The sequence below is a fragment of the Nonomuraea sp. B208 genome (assembly GCF_057536035.1).
On record NZ_BAAJOU010000024.1, the window covers coordinates 1 to 18,289 of the forward strand.

17 protein-coding genes are annotated in these 18,289 nt (G+C 73.8%); 4 read left to right on the forward strand and 13 right to left on the reverse strand.

What is annotated here, in order from left to right; translation table 11 throughout:
- The first annotated feature begins 124 nt into the window (after window positions 1–124).
- Both AC27IY_RS26025 and AC27IY_RS26030 read left to right on the forward strand, forming a co-directional pair.
- Window positions 125–562, forward strand: coding sequence for a MarR family winged helix-turn-helix transcriptional regulator (locus tag AC27IY_RS26025; protein ID WP_423470548.1), 438 nt, complete (start codon window positions 125–127; stop codon window positions 560–562).
- Window positions 559–1,398 carry an alpha/beta fold hydrolase gene (locus AC27IY_RS26030; RefSeq protein WP_487179429.1) on the forward strand — a complete coding sequence of 280 codons (840 nt, stop codon included), beginning with the start codon at window positions 559–561 and terminating at the stop codon, window positions 1,396–1,398. Before AC27IY_RS26025 ends, AC27IY_RS26030 begins: the two co-directional genes overlap by 4 nt.
- Window positions 1,399–1,547: 149 nt before the next feature.
- Here AC27IY_RS26030 and AC27IY_RS26035 read toward each other — a convergent pair whose 3' ends face one another.
- Entirely contained in the window at window positions 1,548–1,871 is a 324-nt protein-coding gene (locus tag AC27IY_RS26035) for a nuclear transport factor 2 family protein (protein ID WP_487179430.1), read from the reverse strand.
- A 160-nt stretch (window positions 1,872–2,031) separates the two neighbouring features.
- Window positions 2,032–2,862 carry an SDR family NAD(P)-dependent oxidoreductase gene (locus tag AC27IY_RS26040; protein WP_487179431.1) on the reverse strand — a complete coding sequence of 277 codons (831 nt, stop codon included), beginning with the start codon at window positions 2,860–2,862 and terminating at the stop codon, window positions 2,032–2,034.
- Between the two features lie 58 nt (window positions 2,863–2,920).
- On the opposite strand from AC27IY_RS26040, the gene AC27IY_RS26045 reads away from it, so the two are divergent.
- Together AC27IY_RS26045 and AC27IY_RS26050 are read left to right on the forward strand one after the other, a co-directional pair.
- Window positions 2,921–3,577, forward strand: coding sequence for a TetR/AcrR family transcriptional regulator (locus AC27IY_RS26045; protein WP_449951941.1), 657 nt, complete (start codon window positions 2,921–2,923; stop codon window positions 3,575–3,577).
- Window positions 3,578–3,764: 187 nt separating this feature from the next.
- Window positions 3,765–6,338 (forward strand): M14 family zinc carboxypeptidase, encoded by a 2,574-nt coding sequence (locus AC27IY_RS26050; RefSeq protein WP_487179432.1) that lies wholly within the window; start codon window positions 3,765–3,767, stop codon window positions 6,336–6,338.
- Window positions 6,339–6,400: 62 nt separating this feature from the next.
- Here the strand turns inward: AC27IY_RS26050 and fusA are convergent, their stop codons facing one another.
- From fusA to AC27IY_RS26105, 11 genes are all read right to left on the reverse strand, one after another.
- The gene (gene fusA, locus AC27IY_RS26055; RefSeq protein ID WP_487179433.1) at window positions 6,401–8,416 is read right to left on the reverse strand and encodes an elongation factor G; all 2,016 of its coding nucleotides are present in this window, start codon (window positions 8,414–8,416) and stop codon (window positions 6,401–6,403) included.
- A gap of 285 nt (window positions 8,417–8,701) precedes the next feature.
- Window positions 8,702–9,988: an FAD-binding oxidoreductase gene (locus AC27IY_RS26060; protein WP_487179434.1), complete on the reverse strand. Its 1,287-nt coding sequence runs from the start codon at window positions 9,986–9,988 to the stop codon at window positions 8,702–8,704.
- Window positions 9,989–10,215: 227 nt separating this feature from the next.
- The gene (locus tag AC27IY_RS26065; protein WP_344215280.1) at window positions 10,216–10,698 is read right to left on the reverse strand and encodes a metallophosphoesterase family protein; all 483 of its coding nucleotides are present in this window, start codon (window positions 10,696–10,698) and stop codon (window positions 10,216–10,218) included.
- Window positions 10,695–11,957: an RNA polymerase sigma factor gene (locus AC27IY_RS26070; protein WP_423448647.1), complete on the reverse strand. Its 1,263-nt coding sequence runs from the start codon at window positions 11,955–11,957 to the stop codon at window positions 10,695–10,697. Before AC27IY_RS26070 ends, AC27IY_RS26065 begins: the two co-directional genes overlap by 4 nt.
- Window positions 11,954–12,328, reverse strand: a complete 375-nt coding sequence (locus AC27IY_RS26075) for a YciI family protein (protein ID WP_344215874.1) — start codon at window positions 12,326–12,328, stop codon at window positions 11,954–11,956. Before AC27IY_RS26075 ends, AC27IY_RS26070 begins: the two co-directional genes overlap by 4 nt.
- A 26-nt stretch (window positions 12,329–12,354) precedes the next feature.
- Complete coding sequence (locus tag AC27IY_RS26080) at window positions 12,355–12,780, reverse strand: hypothetical protein (protein WP_487179437.1); 426 nt, start codon at window positions 12,778–12,780, stop codon at window positions 12,355–12,357.
- Window positions 12,781–12,801: 21 nt separating this feature from the next.
- Complete coding sequence (locus AC27IY_RS26085) at window positions 12,802–14,214, reverse strand: carboxylesterase/lipase family protein (RefSeq protein ID WP_487179438.1); 1,413 nt, start codon at window positions 14,212–14,214, stop codon at window positions 12,802–12,804.
- Between the two features lie 53 nt (window positions 14,215–14,267).
- On the reverse strand, window positions 14,268–15,188 hold the full coding sequence (locus tag AC27IY_RS26090; protein ID WP_487179440.1) for a hypothetical protein: 921 nt from the start codon (window positions 15,186–15,188) through the stop codon (window positions 14,268–14,270).
- Window positions 15,185–16,270, reverse strand: a complete 1,086-nt coding sequence (locus tag AC27IY_RS26095; RefSeq protein ID WP_487179441.1) for a hypothetical protein — start codon at window positions 16,268–16,270, stop codon at window positions 15,185–15,187. The genes AC27IY_RS26090 and AC27IY_RS26095 overlap by 4 nt, the downstream gene beginning before the upstream one ends.
- Window positions 16,267–16,710, reverse strand: coding sequence for a DUF4188 domain-containing protein (locus AC27IY_RS26100; RefSeq protein ID WP_487179443.1), 444 nt, complete (start codon window positions 16,708–16,710; stop codon window positions 16,267–16,269). The genes AC27IY_RS26095 and AC27IY_RS26100 overlap by 4 nt, the downstream gene beginning before the upstream one ends.
- Window positions 16,707–18,245 (reverse strand): phenylacetate--CoA ligase family protein, encoded by a 1,539-nt coding sequence (locus tag AC27IY_RS26105; RefSeq protein WP_487179444.1) that lies wholly within the window; start codon window positions 18,243–18,245, stop codon window positions 16,707–16,709. Before AC27IY_RS26105 ends, AC27IY_RS26100 begins: the two co-directional genes overlap by 4 nt.
- Window positions 18,246–18,289 lie beyond the last annotated feature (44 nt).

Below are 18,289 nucleotides of genomic sequence, written 5' to 3' on the forward strand. Positions count from 1 at the left end.
ACGGCGGTGGCGGGCACCCGGTGGCCGCGATCGGGGAGCTGGAGCGAGGAGACTGACCGGTCCGGCGCCGGCAAGCTCCGGATTGGGACTTGCAATGCTAAGTTAGAATGCTAAGTTAGAGGCTGTGGAACAAAACCTCAGCCTCAACCTGCACGTGCTCGTCGCCCGGCTCGACCGGATGGCCGACCGGATCCTGCGGGCCGAGCACAACATCTCCTACAGCCGCTTCCTCGCGCTGACCCTGGTGGGCGAGCTGGGCTTCTCGACGCAGCGCGCCCTCGCCGACGGCCTGGGCGTGACCGAGCCGTCCGTGAGCCGCATGACCGCCGTCCTCGCCGCCGAAGGGCTGCTCGACGTCCGGCCCGACCCGGCGGGCGGGAACCGCAGGCAGCTCAGCCTCACCGATGAGGGAAAGCGGGTCGTGGCCTCGCTCCGGCAGGAGTTCGAGGACAAGCTGGCCGCCCTGGTCGCGCACAGCGGCGTGCCCTATGCCGAGTTCGCCGGGCACACCGCGCGACTGCTCGCGACGTTGGACCGTACGGAACAGGAGCCCACCAGATGAACCGGACCACCCAGATCACGCGGACGAGCACCGTCTCCTCGGCCGACGGAACGCCGATCAGCTATCAGACCTTAGGCGCCGGGCCGGACCTCATCGTGCTCGGCGGCAACCTGCGGACCTCGCAGGACTACCTGCCGCTGGCCTCCGTACTGGCCCGCTCCTTCACCGTGCACGTCGTCGACCGGCGTGGCCGTGGCGCCAGCGGCCCCCAGGGACCCCGGTACGACCTGGGCAAGGAAGTGGAGGACCTGCTGGCGGTCCAGGAGGAGACCGGTGCGCGGCTGGCGTTCGGCCACAGCTACGGCGGCCTCGTCGTCCTGGAGACCGCGCGGTCGTCCCAGGTGTTCGAGCGCATCGCGGTCTACGAGCCCGGGGTTCCCGTCGCTCCCGTCCCCGCGCACTGGATGGCCCCTTACCGGGAGCGGCTGGCGGCGGGCGACCCCTACGGCGCGTTCGCCCATTTCATCCGGGGTTCGGGTGGCGCGCCCGCCTTCATGGCGAAGATGCCGCACTGGTACCTGCGGACCGTGTTGCGGATCGGGTTCCGCGGGCCGAGCTGGCAGCGGATGCGGCCGCTTCTCGAGGCCAACCTGGCCGAGCACGAGCAGCTGGCGGCCCAGCACGGCCGGCTCGCCCTGTTCGCGGACGTCACCGCTCCGGTGCTGCTGCTGTGCGGGGGGCGTACGCGGCCCGCGAGCAGAGCGGAGTTCGGCGTCGTACGCGACACCCTTCCGCACGCCACGCTCGAAAGTGTGCCCGGCCTCGGCCATTTCGGGCCGGAAGGGAAGACGGCCCCGCTCGTGGCCGAGCGCACCCTTCGGTTCCTTCTGCAGTAGCCGACGCGGAAGAAGCCGTCCGGGTCCTTTTGGGGTGGATCTTCCAGAATCCTGGCCGGGTGCCGTCTTGGTACCGGCGTGGTCTGCCAGGGACCGTAGCACTCGGGGATGTCGCGCCGGGGCGAAAGGCCGCCCCGGCCGGGGATGAGTCAGACGGGGTCGATCACGAGGTCGGTGACCTGGTCGTCCTTGATGCCGAACACGAACGCGAAGGACAGAGGCCCGCCGGGGAACTCGCCGTCCCCGGAGGCCACCAGACGGTCGCCCGCGAACGAGGTCGGCGTGATCACGATCTTGGGGTTGATCAGATGCCCCTGGATCCACTCGCGGATCTCGGCCTCGCCGGCGTAGGTCGTCCCGTCGTCGCGCACGGTGGCTCCGTCGGCGAAGACCGCGGCCAGCGCGTTCGCGTCGTGCGCGTTGGTGGCCGCGACGAAGTTCTCGACAGCCTTGGGAAGGGTGATGTCGTCCATTTCTGCTCTCCGGTCTTCTCGGGTGAAAGGACGCGGGCGCGTCCTGGTACGTCCCTGCGGCACCTCAGCGGCACGATGACGATGCGGGCGGCGACCCGCCACAGGCCGTGCAGGGGTCAAGTCGGGCCCCGACGAGGCTCCTCACGTTCTGGCGACAGGCTCAGAAGTCCGCACCGCGCGAGAGCTTCTCGTTCGCGCGCAGCTCCGCGAGCGCGTTCTCGTGCATCGCGACAACGACGTCGTAGCCAGAGTTGCCGAGCACGATCCGTTGCGGCGGAACGGGTGCGTTCATCGCGCTGATCACGGCCTGCACTCCGCGTTCAGGGTCACCCTCTTGCTTGCCGTCATGTTCCACGAACGCCGCCTTGACGCCCTCGACCATCGGCACGTAGGCGTCGACGGTCTCGTTGACGGGCTCGTTCCGGAAGCCGGCGAAAGCCTTGGTGCGGAACGCTCCCGGCTCCACGACGAGCACGCGCACACCGAACGGCTCAACTTCGTGGCGCAGTGTCTCCGACAGTCCTTCGAGCGCGAACTTCGCCGCTGAGTAGTAGCCGAACCCCTGTGCGCCGACGAGGCCCGCCACCGACGACATGTTCACGATCCAGCCGCCGCCGCGTGCCCGCATACCGGGCAGGACCGCGCGTATCACCTCGACCACGGCGAACAGGTTGAGGTCGAACGTGCGGCGGATCATCTCGTCGGGGGCCCCCTCGACCGAGCCGAACCAGCCACGGCCCGCGTTGTTGACGAGCACGTCGATCCCGCCGAACCGCTCCTCCGCCGTCCTGACCGCCGCACGCACCTGCTCGGCATCGGTGACGTCGAGCTGGAGAACCAGCACCCGGTCGCCGTGCGGTTCAGCCCATTCCTGCAGTTCGGAGGGCCGACGCGCGGTCACCACCACCTGATCGCCCTGTTTCAGCGCAGCCTCGGCATAGACCAGGCCAAACCCTCCGGGTGTCCCGCCAGTGACGAACCAAGTCCTCATGGACTTCTCCTTCCGCTATAGCGCGCAATGTAGCGCTACATAAGCTAATGTAGCAAGCATGCAGAACGCGCGGGATCGACTCCTGCTCGCCGCGGCGGAGTTGCTGGAGAGCGGCGGCACGGTGTCCACGAGGGCGGTGTGCGAACGCGCCGGGGTGCAGGCCCCGACGCTGTACCACCACTTCGGCAGCAAGCAGGGCCTGATCGACGCCGTGGTGAACCACGGCTTCACCCAGTACACCGCGGTCGAGAGCTCTGACGACCCACTGCACGACCTGCGCGAGGGCTGGGACAGGCACGTGCGGTTCGGGTTGGAGCACCCGTCGTTCTACGGGCTGCTTTACGGCCGCGCCGAGCCGGGAAGGCCCTGCGCCGTCACCGCTCCCGCGCACGCCGCGTTGCGCGAGCGGTTGACCGCCGCCGCCGCCCGGGGCCTGCTCAAGGTGCCGGCAGACGAAGCCGCCGAACAGGTGCTCGCCGCCAACGTCGGCATCACGCTCACCTTGATCAGCCAGCCGGAGCCGGACTTCAGGCTGTCCGAACGCGTCCGCGAGGCCGCGCTGGCCGGAGTCCTGCACACGCCCGCCGCCGACGCCCCCGCGACCCGTGCGAGCGCCGCACTGACGTTGCGTGCGCTGGTCGGCGACGACCCGGGCGACCTCACCCCTGGCGAACGCGCGCTGCTCGGCGAGCTGCTGGACCGCCTGGCCCGCTAGAGCACGCCGTGTTCCTCAGAAGGGCCGCACGACCTCGTCGCTCTGGACGCGCGGCCCCGCCCGGACGGGCCGGAATGACCACGGATTGACATGGATTGAGCGTCGCTCTGATCACGGTGCCTTGCCGCGTTCCTCGACAAATCGTACGAACGGAACGCACCTCTCATTCATGCACATGGAGGCCGCCGTGCGCTTATCCATCCCGTTGGCGAGCATCGCCGTCTCGGCCGTGCTCCTCGCCCCGGCAGGGACGGCGACCGCCGAACCGCCCGCGCCGTCCCAGCCCGCCGTACGCGACTTCGGCAACGGCCCCGAACGCCACGAGGAGGCGGCGGGCGGCGACGAGCAGGCCCGGGCCCTCCGCACCGCCGCCCCTCCCACGACCGGCGAGCCGTCCGGCGGCCCGTCCCGCGACCTCGGCTATCCCCGCCGCACCGAACTTCCCGAACCGCCCGAGAACCCTGCCGACGCCTCCATCAAGCTCGGCCTGGTGCCGTACCACGGCATCGCCCCCAAGCTCAACGAGCTGCAGCGGCGCAGCGACCGGGTGAGCGCCGAGATCATCGGGCGCAGCGCCCAGGGCCGCGACCTCTACCTCGTCACCGTCACCGCCCCGGAAAGCCGCGCCGAGGCGCGTGAGCAGGCCCGCCTGCGCGAGCGCATCGCGGACGACCCGGCCGCCGCCGCCCGCGACCGCAGGCTCGCCGCCCGCTACAAGGCCCCGCTCTACGTCAACGCCAACATCCACGGCAACGAGTGGGAGGGCACCGACGCCTCACTGCGTACCATCGAGGAGCTGGCCACCAGCGCCGATCCGAAGGTCGCCGCGCTGCTCGCGCGCACCCGCCTCTATTTCAACGTCACCGCCAACCCCGACGGCCGGGTCAACGGGGTGCGCCCCAACGGCGACGGCTTCGACCTCAACCGGGACTTCGTCACCGCCTCCCAGCCGGAGGTCAGGGCGATGCGCCGGCTCATGATCGACGCCCAGCCGGTCACCATGATCGACCTGCACGGGTACGTGAACGGCACCCTCATCGAGCCCACCACCCCGCCGCACGGCGCGAACTACGAGTACGACCTGTTCATCAGGAACGCCTACGCCAACGGCCTCGGCATGGAGGCCGCCGTCAACGGCCTCGGCTACACCGCCGAGAAGGACGGCGTGCACCCGGCGCAGATCCCGTTCCGCGACAGCGCCGAGGGCTGGGACGACTGGCCGCCGATCTTCACCCCGCAGTACGCGCCCTTCCACGGGGCCGTCGCCTCGCACACCGTCGAGATCCCGCTGCGGGTCAACAACGCCGACTACGCCAACCTGCCGGTCGAGGAGCTGCGCCGTCGCTCGGCGATCAACACCGACGTGGCCGCCGCCGCCATCCGCGCCTCCTACGCCTTCGTCCAGGCCCGGCACGACGCGCTGATCGCCGACCAGATCGAGGTGTTCCGGCGCGGCGCAGCGGGGGAGCCGTCCAGGACCGTGCCGCTCGGCATCGTGCCCGGCTTCGGCCCCGAGGACGTCTACACCACGACCTTCCCCCGCGCGTACGTCATCACCGGCGAGCGCTCGGCCACCGCCGCCGCCCGCCTGGTCGACCACCTCGTGGCCAACGACGTCCGGGTCGGGCGGGCCAGGCACGCCTTCCGCGCGGACGGCCGGACCTACCCGGCCGGGTCGTACGTCGTGGACATGCGCCAGCCCAAGCGCGGCCTGGCCAACGTGATGCTGGAGCCCGGTGCGGACATCTCACCACGGGTGGATGCGATGTACGACATCTCCGGCTGGAGCCACGCCCTGCTGTGGGGCGCCACCGTCGAGCCCGTGACCGGATCGGCGCCGCGCGTGGCGGCGGAGCCGGTCAAGGCCGCCGTCCCGACCGGCTCGGTGCCGCGCGGCGCAGGGCCGCTCGCGCTCAAGGTCGTGGACGCCAAGGAGGTCCGGGCGGTCAACGACCTGCTCGCCCAGGGCGTCGCCCTGACCTGGACCGACGACGGCCGGGCGATCGTCCCGGCGAGCGCCCGCCGCGCGGCCGGGACCGTCTCCGACCGCTACGGCGTCGCCTTCACCCCGGCCGCCGGCGCGACCGGCAGGCCACTGGCGCCGGTCCGGCTGGCCGCCGCCGTCGCGGCGGACGAGCTGTTCACGCTGCGCGAGCTGGGCTTCCCTGTCACCCCGGTGTCGACCGCCGTGCTCAACGCCGGCTTCGACTGGAGCGCCACGGACGTGCTGGTCGTCTCCAGCGGGCTCAGCTACACCGCGCTCAACCCGGACGCCCGCGCGGCGCTCGACGCCTTCCTCACCACCGGCGGCGTCATCACCCGGGGCGGCACGGGCGCGGCGTTCAACGCGGCGGCGGGGCTGCTCACCGTGACGGCGGTCGCGGGCCGTTCCGACGCCAACGGCGTCGTGCGCGTGGCGTCCTCCGCCGGGCCGGTCGGCGCCGGGTCGCCGGAACACTCGTTCGTGTACTCGCCGCGCTGGTTCACCGGCCTGGGGCCGGAGGTCAGGGTGGAGCAGTCGTACGCGGCGGACGGACCTCTCGTCGCCGGTCACTGGCGGGCCGACCCCCGGACCGGCTCGGGCGGGCCCGAGCAGGCCAGGGGGCAGGCGGCGGTGGTGAGCGGCCGGGACGAGCGCGGCGCGGCCGTCGTCATGTTCGGCACCGAGCCGATGTTCCGCAACCACCCGAAGGGCCTGTTCCCGCAGGTCGCCAGGGCCGCCTACTGGACGGCGACGGCGACGGCCGCCGCCGCTCACTGAACGAGCCGCCGGCCCCATGAGCCGGACGGGCCGGGCGGATCGCTCCGCCCGGCCCGCGCCGGTCACGGCGCCGGCGCGTACCCGGCGGGCCGGGCCGTGAACGTGCCGCGGCCGTGCGTCCTGCCGCGCAGGCGCGTCGCGTACCCGAACACCTCGGCCAGCGGCACCGTCGCCGTGACGACGACCGTGCCCGCCCGCGCCACGGACCCGGTCACCCGCCCGCGCCGCGCCGCGAGGTCGCCGAGCACCGCGCCCGCGGCCTCGTCCGGCGCGGTCACCGTGACCTCGGCCACCGGCTCCAGCAGCGCCATCGCGCACGCCGCCAGCGCCGCGCGCAGCCCCAGCCGCCCGGCGGCGCGGAAGGCGAGCTCCGACGAGTCCTTCGGATGCGTGGCCCCGTCGGTCAGCGTCACCCGCAGCCCGGTCACCGGATGGCCGCCGAGCGGCCCCGCCGCGAGCGCGTCGCGGCAGCCGGCCTCGACCGCCCGGACGTACTCGCGCGGCACCCGCCCGCCGGTCACCGAGGAGCCGAACGCGAACCCCTCGCCGTCCAGCGGCTCGACGTCCAGCACGACGTGCGCGAACTGCCCGGCGCCGCCGTCCTGCTTGACGTGCCGGTACAGCACGCCCCGCACTCCGCGCACGACCGTCTCCCGGTAGGCGACCTGCGGACGCCCGGCGGCCACGGCCAGGCCGTGGTCGCGGCGCAGCTTCTCCACCGCCACCTCCAGGTGCAGCTCGCCCATCCCGGACAGCAGCGTCTGCCCGGTCTCCGCGTCGGCCCGTACCGACAGCGACGGGTCCTCCTCCGTGAGGCGGGCCAGCGCCGTGGCCAGCCGGCCGGCGTCGGCGCTCCTCCGCGCCTCGACGGCCACGGACACGACGGGCTCGGCGGGGCTCGGCGGCTCCAGCACGACCGGGGCGTCCGGCGCGCACAGGGTCGCGCCCGCGCGGGCCGCCTTGAGCCCGACCAGCGCCACGATGTCGCCCGCCACCGCCCGGTCCACCTCGGCGTGCCGGTCGGCCTGCACCCGCAGGATCCGCCCGGCCCGCTCGACGCGTCCCGCGCCGGCGTCCAGCACCGCGTCCCCTTTCCTGAGGGTCCCCGCGTAGAGCCGCACGTACGTGAGCCGCCCCGTCGCCGTCGCGCTCACCTTGAACGCCAGCGCCACCAGCGGCGCCGCGGGATCGGCGGCCCGCGCGGCGGCGGGCACGTCGAGCGGCGACGGCAGGTACGCCACGACCGCGTCGAGCAGCGGCTCCACCCCGCGGTCACGGTAGGCGGCCCCGCACAGCACGACCACGGCCGCCCCGGACAGCGTCAGCTCCCGCAGCGCGAGCGCCAGCGTCTCGTCGGAGAGCGCCGCTCCGGCGGGGGTGGCGCAGAACTCCTCCAGGGCGCCCGGGTGCAGCCCGGCCACGGTCTCCTCCAGGAGCCCGCGCCGCCGCCGCGCCTCCGGCAGCAGCTCCTCGGGCACGGGCTCTGCGCGCACCGGCGCGCCGCCGCCGTCCCAGACCAGCGCCCGCATCCGGACCAGGTCCACCACGCCGCGGAAGCCGTCCTCCGCGCCGATCGGGAGCTGGACGGGCAGCGCCACGGGGTGCAGCTGCGCCCGGATCGCGGCGACCACGGCGTCGAGGTCCGCGCCCGCCCGGTCCATTTTGTTGACGAACGCCACCCGCGGGACCCCGTGCCGGTCGGCCCGCCGCCACACGGACTCGCTCTGCGGCTCGACCCCGGCCACGCCGTCGAAGACGGCCACCGCGCCGTCGAGCACCCGCAGCGACCGCTCGACCTCGTCGGAGAAGTCGACGTGGCCGGGCGTGTCGATGAGGTTGATCCGGTGGCCGTCCCAGTCGCAGCTCACCGCGGCGGCGAAGATCGTGATGCCGCGGTCGCGTTCCTGGGGGTCGAAGTCGGTGACGGTGGTGCCGTCGTGCACCTCGCCGCGCTTGTACGTGGCGCCGGTCAGGTACAGGACCCGCTCGGTGACGGTGGTCTTGCCGGCGTCCACGTGGGCGAGGACGCCGAGGTTGCGTACGGTGGCGAGGGGGTCGGCTACGACACGGGTGCGCATGGCCTGCGGCCTTTCGTGAAAGGTCGGGATACGAGGACAGCGCGATTCGCCCGGCGAACAACCCGGCAGGATCAGGAAGAGGAGGCGTTCGTCAGGACGTCCGGCGACGGCCGCGCAGCCGGCGCCGGGGCGACGAGGACACCAGGATCACCTCGTACCGCGAGGACGGGAGGACGACGGCGGCGCTGACGGGGCGCATGGCGGGGTCCTTCCCTTCTCGATCGCGGCGGGTTCGGGGCGAGTGTAGTGAAGCGGCTTCCGGCGGGGCGACGGGTTTTCCGCGCGTCACCGCTCGACGACGTGGCCGACGCGGAAGAAGCCGTCCGGGTCGTAGGCCCGCTTGACCTCCCGCAGCCGCGCGTGGTCCGCCCCCGACCAGGCCGCGGCCGTACGGCCGGTGTCGGCCAGGAAGTTGAGGAACGTGCCCCCGTTGTCGTACGGCCGCAGCGCCTCGGCGAGCCCCGGCACCGGCGTGTCCACGATCACCGACAGCCGGGTGCGGCGGTGGCTGACGGGGCCGGCGTCCGGTCCCGGACGGCTCATCGCGCCGCCCCAGTGCCGCACCTCCACGGTCTGCGCCTGCTCGGCCGCGGCGACCAGCACGTCCACGACCTCGCCGGGCACCTCCTCCAGCATGGACATGTGGCGGATCGGGGTGCCGCCCATGGCGGTGTCCGCGTACGTCGTCGTGCGGGTCTCGTCCAGCAGCGCCGGACCGGCCGCCCGCAGGAGCGGCGCCAGCAGCCGCCGGCCCTCCGCCTCGTCGCCGGCGTGCACGACCTTGAGCTGCGCCACGTGCCGCCCCGCGAGCGGCCCTTCGTCGGGCATGCGCCGCAGCACGACGGCGGTGCTGAGGTCGTCGGGGGCGGTGTCGATCCAGGTCCGGTACGCCTCCAGCAGCTCGCCCGCCACCTCGATCGGGAAGTACGCGAACCCGCTGTAGACCTGCGAGACCGGGTGCAGCCGGAACTCCAGCGAGGTGACCACGCCGAACCCGCCGCCGCCCCCGCGCAGCGCCCAGAACAGCTCGGGGTGGCTGTCCGGGCTCGCCGTCACGTGCCGGCCGTCGGCGAGCAGCGCCTCGGCCCGCAGCACGCTGTCGGCGGCGAAGCCGTGCCTGCGCGCCAGCCAGCCGAGCCCGCCGCCGAGCGTGTAGCCGGTGACGCCGACGTCGGGCGCCGAGCCGGACAGCGGCGCGAGCCCGAACGGCGCGGCGGCGGCGATGACGTGGCCCCAGCGCGCGCCCGGCCCGACCCGCGCGATCCGGCGGACGGGGTCCACCAGCACCGACGCCATCGGCGTCGTCCGCACCAGCACGCCGCCCTCGGCCCCGGCGTGCGTGCCGTGCCCGGTGGCCTGCACCGCGAACGGCACCCCGTGCGCCCGCGCCGCCAGCAGCGCCGACCGCACGTCCGCCATGCCGTACGCCTCGGCGACCAGCGCGGGCCGGGCGTCCACGGCGGGGTTGAGCGCGCGGCGCAGCTCGTCGTAGCGGTCGTCGCCCGGCCGGTGCGCCCGCCCGGTGAAACCGGTGAGCGTGATGTCCTCGTCGATCCTGTAGGGGTTGCTCATCTCGATCGCCCTTCTCGTCATGTCCTGTGATCAGGGTGCGGGAGGGCGCTTACGGTCTCGTTCCCGTCGCCTTACCGCACCTCTTAAGACCGTCCGAGAGTCAGAATCTCGTCGCCGCGCGGCCGGCGAATCCCGCGGGCGTCGTCTTTTCCGCTACGCCGCCGGCGGTAGGCGGGCGCCGGCCTGCCACGGCGGGAGTGGTACCGGCGGACGAAGGACGACCGGGTCTACGTGACGGGCACGATCTCGGCCCTGGTCAGGACGCCGTCCTCGACGGTGAGCAGGCCGATCGTGCCGTGCGGCTGGCGGCGGCGGTCGGTGGGGGAGCCCGGGTTGAAGATGCGCAGGCCGTCGCCGGACTCGTCCAGCGGGATGTGGGAGTGGCCGAAGACCACCAGGTCCGCCTCGGGGAAGCGGCGCCGCAGGCGGGCCAGGCGGCCCTTGGCCGGGCCGCTGTCGTGGATCATGCCGATCCGCAGGCCGTCCAGCGTGAGCTCCAGGGTCTCCGGCGCCGTCACGTCCGGGCCGTCGTTGTTGCCCTTGACCGCGTGCACCGGCGCGTACGCGGCCAGCTCGGCCAGCACCGAGGCGACGCAGACGTCCCCGGCGTGCAGGATGACGTCCGCGCCCCGCAGGTGCTCGGCCACCCGGGGTGGGCAGGAGCGCCAGCGCCGGGGCGCGTGGGTGTCGGACAGCGCGACCACGTTCATGCCCTGCCCCTGCCCGCGTCGCCCGGGCTCGTCACCCCCGCCGCCCGTGCCTCGAGGTAGTCACGCTCGGGGGCGCTGGCCGTCAGCCGGGCCGCCTCGCGGTAGGCGTCGGCCGCCCCGGCGTGGTCGCCCGCCAGCTCCAGCAGGTGCGCCCGGACCGCGGCCGGCCGGTGGTGGTCCTTGAGCCGGCCGTCGGCCGCGAGCCGGTCCAGCCGGTCGAGCCCGGCCCGCGGGCCGTGGACCATGGCCTCGGCGACCGCGTGGTTGAGCTCGACCACCGGGTTGTCGTCCAGCCCGGACAGCACCCGGTAGAGCGCGAGGATCTGCGGCCAGTCGGTCTCGGCGGCCGACGGGGCCTCGTCGTGCACGGCCGCGATGGCCGCCTGCACCTGGTAGGGCCCGAGCGGGGCCGTGGACAGCGCCTTGCTCACCAGCTCCACGCCCTCGGCGACGAGCCGCCGGTCCCACAGTCCGCGGTCCTGCTCGGCGAGCGGGACCAGCCGCCCGTCCGGCCCGGTGCGGGCGGGCCGCCTCGCCTCGGTGAGCAGCATGAGCGCCAGCAGCCCGGCCACCTCGCCGTCGTCGGGCAGCAGCCGGTGCACGGCTCTGGCCAGCCTGATCGCCTCGCCGGTCAGCTCGTCGCGGTGCAGCTGCGGCCCGGCCGTCGCGGTGTAGCCCTCGTTGAAGATCAGGTAGAGCACGTGCAGGACGACCCGCAGCCGTTCGGCCCGCTCGCCCTCCGGCGGCGGCTCGAACCGGGCCCCCGCGGCCTTGATCCGCTGCTTGGCCCGGCTGATGCGCTGCGCCATCGTCGCCTCGGGCACCAGGAACGCGCCCGCCACCTGCGCCGTGGTCAGCCCGCCGACGGCCCGCAGCGTGAGGGCGAGCTGCGAGGGCGGCGACAGCGCCGGATGGCAGCACAGGAACAGCAGCGTGAGCGTGTCGTCCTGATCGCCGGCCGGCTCCTCGCCAGGCCCGGCCACGGTGTAGGCGTCCGCGGGCTCGCCTGCCCCGGCGCTCTCCTCGCGCCGCCGGCGGGCGTGCTCGCTGCGTACGAGGTCGATGAGCCGCCGCGAGGCCACCGTCACCAGCCAGGCCCGCGGGTTGTCCGGCACGCCCTCGCGCGGCCACTGGACGGCGGCGTCGAGCAGCGCCTCCTGGACGGCGTCCTCGCAGGCGGCGAACTGCTCGTGGCGCCGTACGAGGATGGCGAGCACCTGCGGCGCCAGCTCCCGCAGCAGCGCCTCGACCTCGGTCATCCCAGAGCCGGGCCGCCCTCGCCCGCGGGCGGGTCGACCTCGTCGATGATCGGCCGCACCTCCATCGCGCACAGCCGGGCGTCCGGCCACCGGGCCGCGATCTCCGTGGCCCGCTCGACGCTGGCGCACTCCACGATGAGGTAGCCCGCCAGGAACTCCTTGGCCTCCAGGAACGGCCCGTCGGTGACGGCCGGCACGCCGCCGCGCACCCTGACCACGCGGGAGGTGGCGGGCCCGTCGAGCGCCTGCCCGCCCACCAGCTCGCCGCTCTCGGCGAGCTCCTTCATCAGGGCGTCCACCTCGGCCATCACGTCGGCCTCGTGATCGGCCACGTGCTGCTGCGACTCGGCGTTGGCGTAGATCATCAGCATGTACTTCACGGGCTCATGCTATGGGCTCAGTGGCAGCGGAGGTCCAGGCCGGCGTCGGTGCTGTCGTACGCCTCCACGATGAAGGACGTGGGGAGGCCGTCGACGTCCTGGCCCCTCTCGAAGTAGATCCGCAAGGAGGCCCGCTCGGTCTCGACCCCGGCGATGCGGGCGGCCGCGTAGTAGCGGAGTACCGACCCCTCGGAGAGGCGCGTGGACAGCGCGACGCGGACCTGGTAGTCGCAGTGGTTGCCGTTCCCCCGCAGGGCGATCGAACCATCGGCGGTGTTGTCCCTGTGGAAGGTCTCGGGCGGCGGCGGATAGGCGAGGAGGCGGTCCCCGAACGCCGCGAGCTTCCTGTCGTTCGCCCAGGCGGGGATGGCGAACAGCAGGTACAGCCCGGCGAAGGGCGCCAGGACCGCGCACGCGACGGCGACGAGACATCCGGATCTCATGACCGCGAACTCTAGCCGGGATCAGCGTTGGGGCGGGCGGCCCCAGATGCGGCGGAAGTCGGCGAGCGGGTACGGCACGTCGGCGGGCGGGAGGTCCCAGAGGCGGGTGCGCCGCTGGTCGAGGTCGAAACGGGGCCAGCCGGGGTCGCCGGTGGCGGCGAACGACGTCCAGGCGTGGCGGACGCGCTCCGACAGCTCGGCGAAACCGGCGGGCGGCGGGGAGCCCAGGAGGCGGCCGGCGAAGCGGCTCCGGCCGTCGCCGAAGGTGAACGGCACGTCCACGCCGTGCGCCGCGCCCAGCGCCGGACCCTTCCAGGTGAAGTCGTACAGCCAGGTACGGCCGCCGGCCCGCGCGTGGGCCTCGGCGGTCCACGTGGTCGGCATGCGGACCAGCGCGTCCGACATCAGCACGGTGAACAGCTCGGCGTCGCCGGCCCCGGGATGCGCCAGGCCGTACGTGGGCACGGCGTCGGCGTCCAGCCCGAACGAGGCCGCCGCAGCGGCAGGATCGACCCCGGCGGGCGGTCCGCCAGGGGCGAGCCCGCGATACTCCTCGTGGGTGAAGCCGCAGATCAGCTCCACGCCGCGCGCCGCCGGAGCGGCCATGCCCGCCCACGGCGGCCCGGTGACCAGCTCGCCGTCCACGACCGGCCCGAACGGGCTCGTCGCCGTGACGTCCCGCGCCGCGAGGACGGCCTCGGGCGGCAGCCCGGCGAGGGCTTCGTACGTCGCGGGAACCCCGGCCGCCGCGGCCAGCGCCCCGGTGACGCGCCCGGCCTCGTCCGGGGTGCGGAGACCGGCCGGGATGCTCTGCGCGATCGCCCGGCGGAACAGCCCCTCGGCGGCCGGCGCGACCGTCAGCAGCGCGACCGAGGCCGCGCCCGCCGACTGCCCGAACACCGTCACCTTGCCGGGGTCGCCGCCGAACGCGGCGATGTTCCCGCGCACCCACTCCAACGCGGCGACCTGGTCGCGCAGGCCGCGGTTGTCCGGCACGCCGGGCAGGTGGCCGAAGCCCTCGAAGCCCACCCGGTAGTCCACGGTCACCACCACGACGCCGGAGCGGGCCAGCACGGCGCCGTCGTACTGCGGCATGGCCGTCGCGCCGACCTGCCACGCGCCGCCGTAGAGCCACACCATCACCGGCAGCCCCGCCCCTCCAGGGTCGGGGCTCCACACGTTGAGGTTCAGGCAGGCGAGGCCGTCCCCGGGCCGCCAGATCGGCGGCACGCCCGGCGCAGGGGGGAGCTGGGGCGGCGCGGCGCCGTACGCGACGGCGTCCCGCACCCCGTCCCACGCGGGCGGCGGGGCGGGCGGCCGGAGACGCAGCGGCCCTTCCGGCGCGGCCGCGTACGGGACCCCCAGGAAGGAGGCGACGCCGTCCCGCGTCGCGCCCCGCACGGAGCCCTGGGCGATCTTCACGATGACCTGCATGTTTCCAGTCTGGCCGGGCATGCTTGGAGATCACTTGGACGCGGCTGCACCCCTTATCGGCCGCGCAGCCGGGACGAGGGCGAGGCGGGGGAGCGGGGCCGGCCGACGCGGGCGATGTGCAGCAGCGAGGAGGGATCGGCGACGCCCAGGCGGGCGGCGAGCTCGCGCCGCGTGCCCGGGCTGTCGATGATCTGGCTCAGCGGGTGCGTGGCGTAGCCGGCGCCCGACAGGGTGAGCCAGTGGCGGAGGAGGAGCCGCCCCTGCTCCACCTCGTCGCCCGCCGGGCCGACCAGCACCAGCACGTCGCCGTCGTGGTCGAGCAGCCCGCGCGAGGCGCCCGCCAGGACGCGGGGCAGGCCGAGCGGCCGGAGCGCCGGGTACAGCGCCAGCGACGCGCGCAGCGCCGCCGCCTCCAGCCGGGTCAGGCGCAGCGCCCGGTCGCTCAGGCCGTCGAGCAGGTAGCGGCGGTGCCTGCGGGTCAGCCGCAGCCACTGGCGCAGCTCGCGGGTCACCTCCGGCGAGCCGTACTGGTGCAGGTCGGCCGCGTGCAGCAGGTCGGCGAGGTCGCGGCACGGCACGCGGCGCATCCCGGTCAGCCCGGCCACCAGCTCGTCCGGCAGCCGGCCGGGATGGTATTCGCCCCGGTTGGCGCCGCGGGCGCGCACGTCGGCCGTGGTGAAGGGCGTCGCGTACGTCCCCGCGGCCCGCACGAGATGGCCGACGCGCAGCGGCCCTGGATCGGCGGCGAACGCCACGGGCAGGCGCGCCGACGCGCAGACGATCAGGCAGCACTCCACGAACGCCCCCAGGCCGAGCCGCAGGTCGCGGCCCGTGGGATCGCTGACCGGCAGCGCCCGGTCCGGGTCCCAGCCGACGGTCACCCGGTCGTCCTCGTACGTCAGCGTCCACGGCTGCGTGTTGTGCGCGCTCGGCGCCCGCCAGAAGTCGGGCTCCAGCGCCCGCAGCTCGTTCACGTGAGGTCCTTGGCGTAGAAGGCGTAGCCGTGGAGGGCGCGGCCGCCCATGGCGGTGAACTGGGCGGCCGAGCCAGGGTTGGTGCGCTCGACGTACGTGCTGCGCAGCGTGTGGTAGCCGCCGCGGCGCAGGCCCGCGTGCAGCTCGCGCGAGAGCAGGCGCATGTAGCCGCGGCCCTGCTCGTCCGGCACGGTGCCCTTGATCACCAGCACGGCCTCGCGTCGGTGACGGGAGCGGGTGGCGAGCAGGCGGAGCTGGTTGAGCAGGTGGAGGTCGCCGCGCACCCGCATCACGAACTCGGAGATGTCGGGCAGGCACAGCACGAACGCGACCGGCCGGCCCGCCTTGGTGAGATACAGCAGCAGGTCCTCGTCCAGCAGGTGCGCCAGCCCGTCGGTCTGCGCCGCGAGCTGTTCGGCGGAGATCTCGGTGTAGTAGCCGAGCCCGGCGAAGGAGGCGTTGAGCATGCCGCGCAGGATCGGCAGTTGCTCGGCCACCCGGCGGCGGTCGCCGCGGTGCACCTCCAGCCCTTCGGCCGCGACGCGGGCGTCGTCGAAGGCGAACACCGGCTCCTGCGGCACCGGGCAGATCCAGGTGTCGGACTCGAAGCGGCGGGCGAAGCCGTACGCCTCGTACGCGGCCGGGTAGTAAGGCGGGTTCCAGGCGCTGTCGATGAAGCCGCGCTCGGCGAAGCCCGAGGTGATGACGCCGCCCGCCTGGTTCGGCAGCAGCGAGACCGGGCCGAACGCCGTCCGCCGCCCGTCCGCGCGGCCCGCCTCGCACACGGCGTCGAACAGCTCCTCGGCGGCGTCCTCCGTGAACTCGGTGAGGCCGAAGAGCTGCAGCCGCTCGCCCAGCTTGGCGTCGAACGCGGCGTCGGTGTGCAAGGTCGTGCGGGCGACGACCCGGCCGGCGCGGCGCAGCACGTACAGGGCGACGCCCTGGCGCATCCACGCGCGGACCTGGGCGTGCAGCGGCGGGACGAAGCGCGGCGGCCCGTCACCGGGGGCGTGCAGGCGGTCGGTGAGCGACAGGAAGTCGCGCAGGCCGGCCCGGCTCGTGACACGTTCCAGCCCGCTCATGCGCGTTTCACCGGCGGGCCCGCGCTCTCCGTCGACAGCGGCGTGAACGACTCGATGTGCGCCATCCCGTCGCCCTCGGCCCGCCACACGCCGTTGCTGTAGCCCTCGGGCTCGGCGTTGTAGACCCGGATGTAGCCGCCGGTGGCGTTCTTCGTGCCGTCGGTCACCCACTGCATGAGCCTGCGGTGGTGGCGGGTGCGGGCGAAGCGCATGAGGGCGTCGCGGTCCTCGAAGAACGCCAGCGTGCCCAGCGTGAACGGGAACTCCCAGTAGACCTTGTGCCACCGGTAGCCGCGCATCCGCTTCATGTCGCGCACCATGCGCCACCAGGTGAAGGAGAGGACGACGATCGACAGCGGCCCCCGGTAGCGGGTCGCCCCGACGAACATCGCCGTCGCCTGCCCCTGCGGGGGCGCCTTGCTGAAATCGGTGGTCCTCATGCGTCCTTCACCAGGTAGACGTTCTTCATCTTGGTGAGCCCGGCGAACGGGCCCTCGCCGGGGCCGAAGACCCGCACCCGCAGGTCGGCGGCCGTCGGGTCCTCGCGCAGCGACTCGGCGAAGTCGCGCGAGACGGCGCTCAGGTGGGCCAGCACGCCCTTGCGGCACAGGGCGGCCAGCTCGTCGTGGTCCACCTCGCCGCGTACTTCGAGGTTCACCACCGGGCGGTACTCCAGGCCGGGCAGCTCCTCCAGGGACAGGCAGAACCGGTTGATCGCGGCGGCGTACGGGTTGCCCTGGTAGAGGCCGTACTCGACGTCCTGCGGATACAGGTTCGCCCCCATGTAGGAAATCGTCGAGTCCTTGCGGCCGAACAGGAACAGCAGCGGCAGGTTCAGCCGCTCGTCGGTCCAGGCGCGCTCGTACGCCTCGTCGCCGAGCGCGGCGCGCACCTCGGCGAGCGTGCGCAGCGCGGCCTCGTCGCCCACGTTGTAGCGCAGCTTGGGCTGCAGGGTCGTCTTGGTGTTGATCGTGCACAGCAGCTCGCCGGCGGCGTTGACCTCCAGGAACGTCTCCAGCGGGTTGTAGTGGAAGATCATCGGCAGCCGCTGCTCGCCCGGCCCCAGCAGGCGCTCGCGCAGCTCCCGATCGACGGCGAGGCGCTTGCGCAGCCACACGCTGAACCCGCTCTCCGCGCCCATCCCGATCGTCAGGTCGCTCGCGCCGTAGCCGGAGCGGACCTCCTCGAAGCGCTCCTCCAGGTAGTCGCGCAGCGCCTCGGTCATGCCCTCGCCGCCGACCATGCCCCGGATCCGGTAGTCCCGCCAGGGGAAGCCGCGCTCGTCGAGATGGTCGCGCAGGTGCTTGAGGAACGGCGGGTACGCGGACACCACGTAGTCGTAGCCGGGTCCGAAGTGCTCCAGCGTGTCGGCGATCTTCTCCAGGTCGGGGCCGGTGTTCTTGACCATCGCGATGCGCGCCATGGCCGTGCCGGTGGTGGTGCCGGTGGCCCAGGCGCCCATCGAGTACGCGTTCACCACGAACAGCCGCCTGCCGGGGAAGACCAGGTCGATGTAGCCGGCCGCGTTGCGGTACACGCCCTTGAGCTCGCGCGGCCCGCGCACCCAGTTGTACGGCTTGCCGCTCGACCCGGACGACTCGTCCACGATCACGCCGGCCCGGTGCAGCCTGCCCTCCTGGCAGCGGCTCTCCTCGTCGTAGGCGGCGGCGTAGTTCTGCTTGGTGGTCTCGGGGAAGTCGGCGAGCCGCTTGGCGTGCTCGGCGCCGTTCTCGCGCAGGAAGTGCCGGTAGGCGGGCACGTCCACGGCGGCGAACTGGCAGGCCACGCGGGCGTGCCGGGCCGCCACGCGGTCCAGCGCCGGATGGTAACTGCGGGCGACCAGCCGCCAGATCGCGGGATGCAGCGCGCCGAGCCGGTAGGCGCCGGTGAGGGACCAGGAGTACGCCTGGAGCCGCAGGCGGCGCCAGCGCTGGCGCGCGGTGAGGGGGCCGAGACGGGGACTGAGCCGGTTCATGAGCGGTGACCCTAGTGATCCCGAATTGCCGATCACTTGCGTCG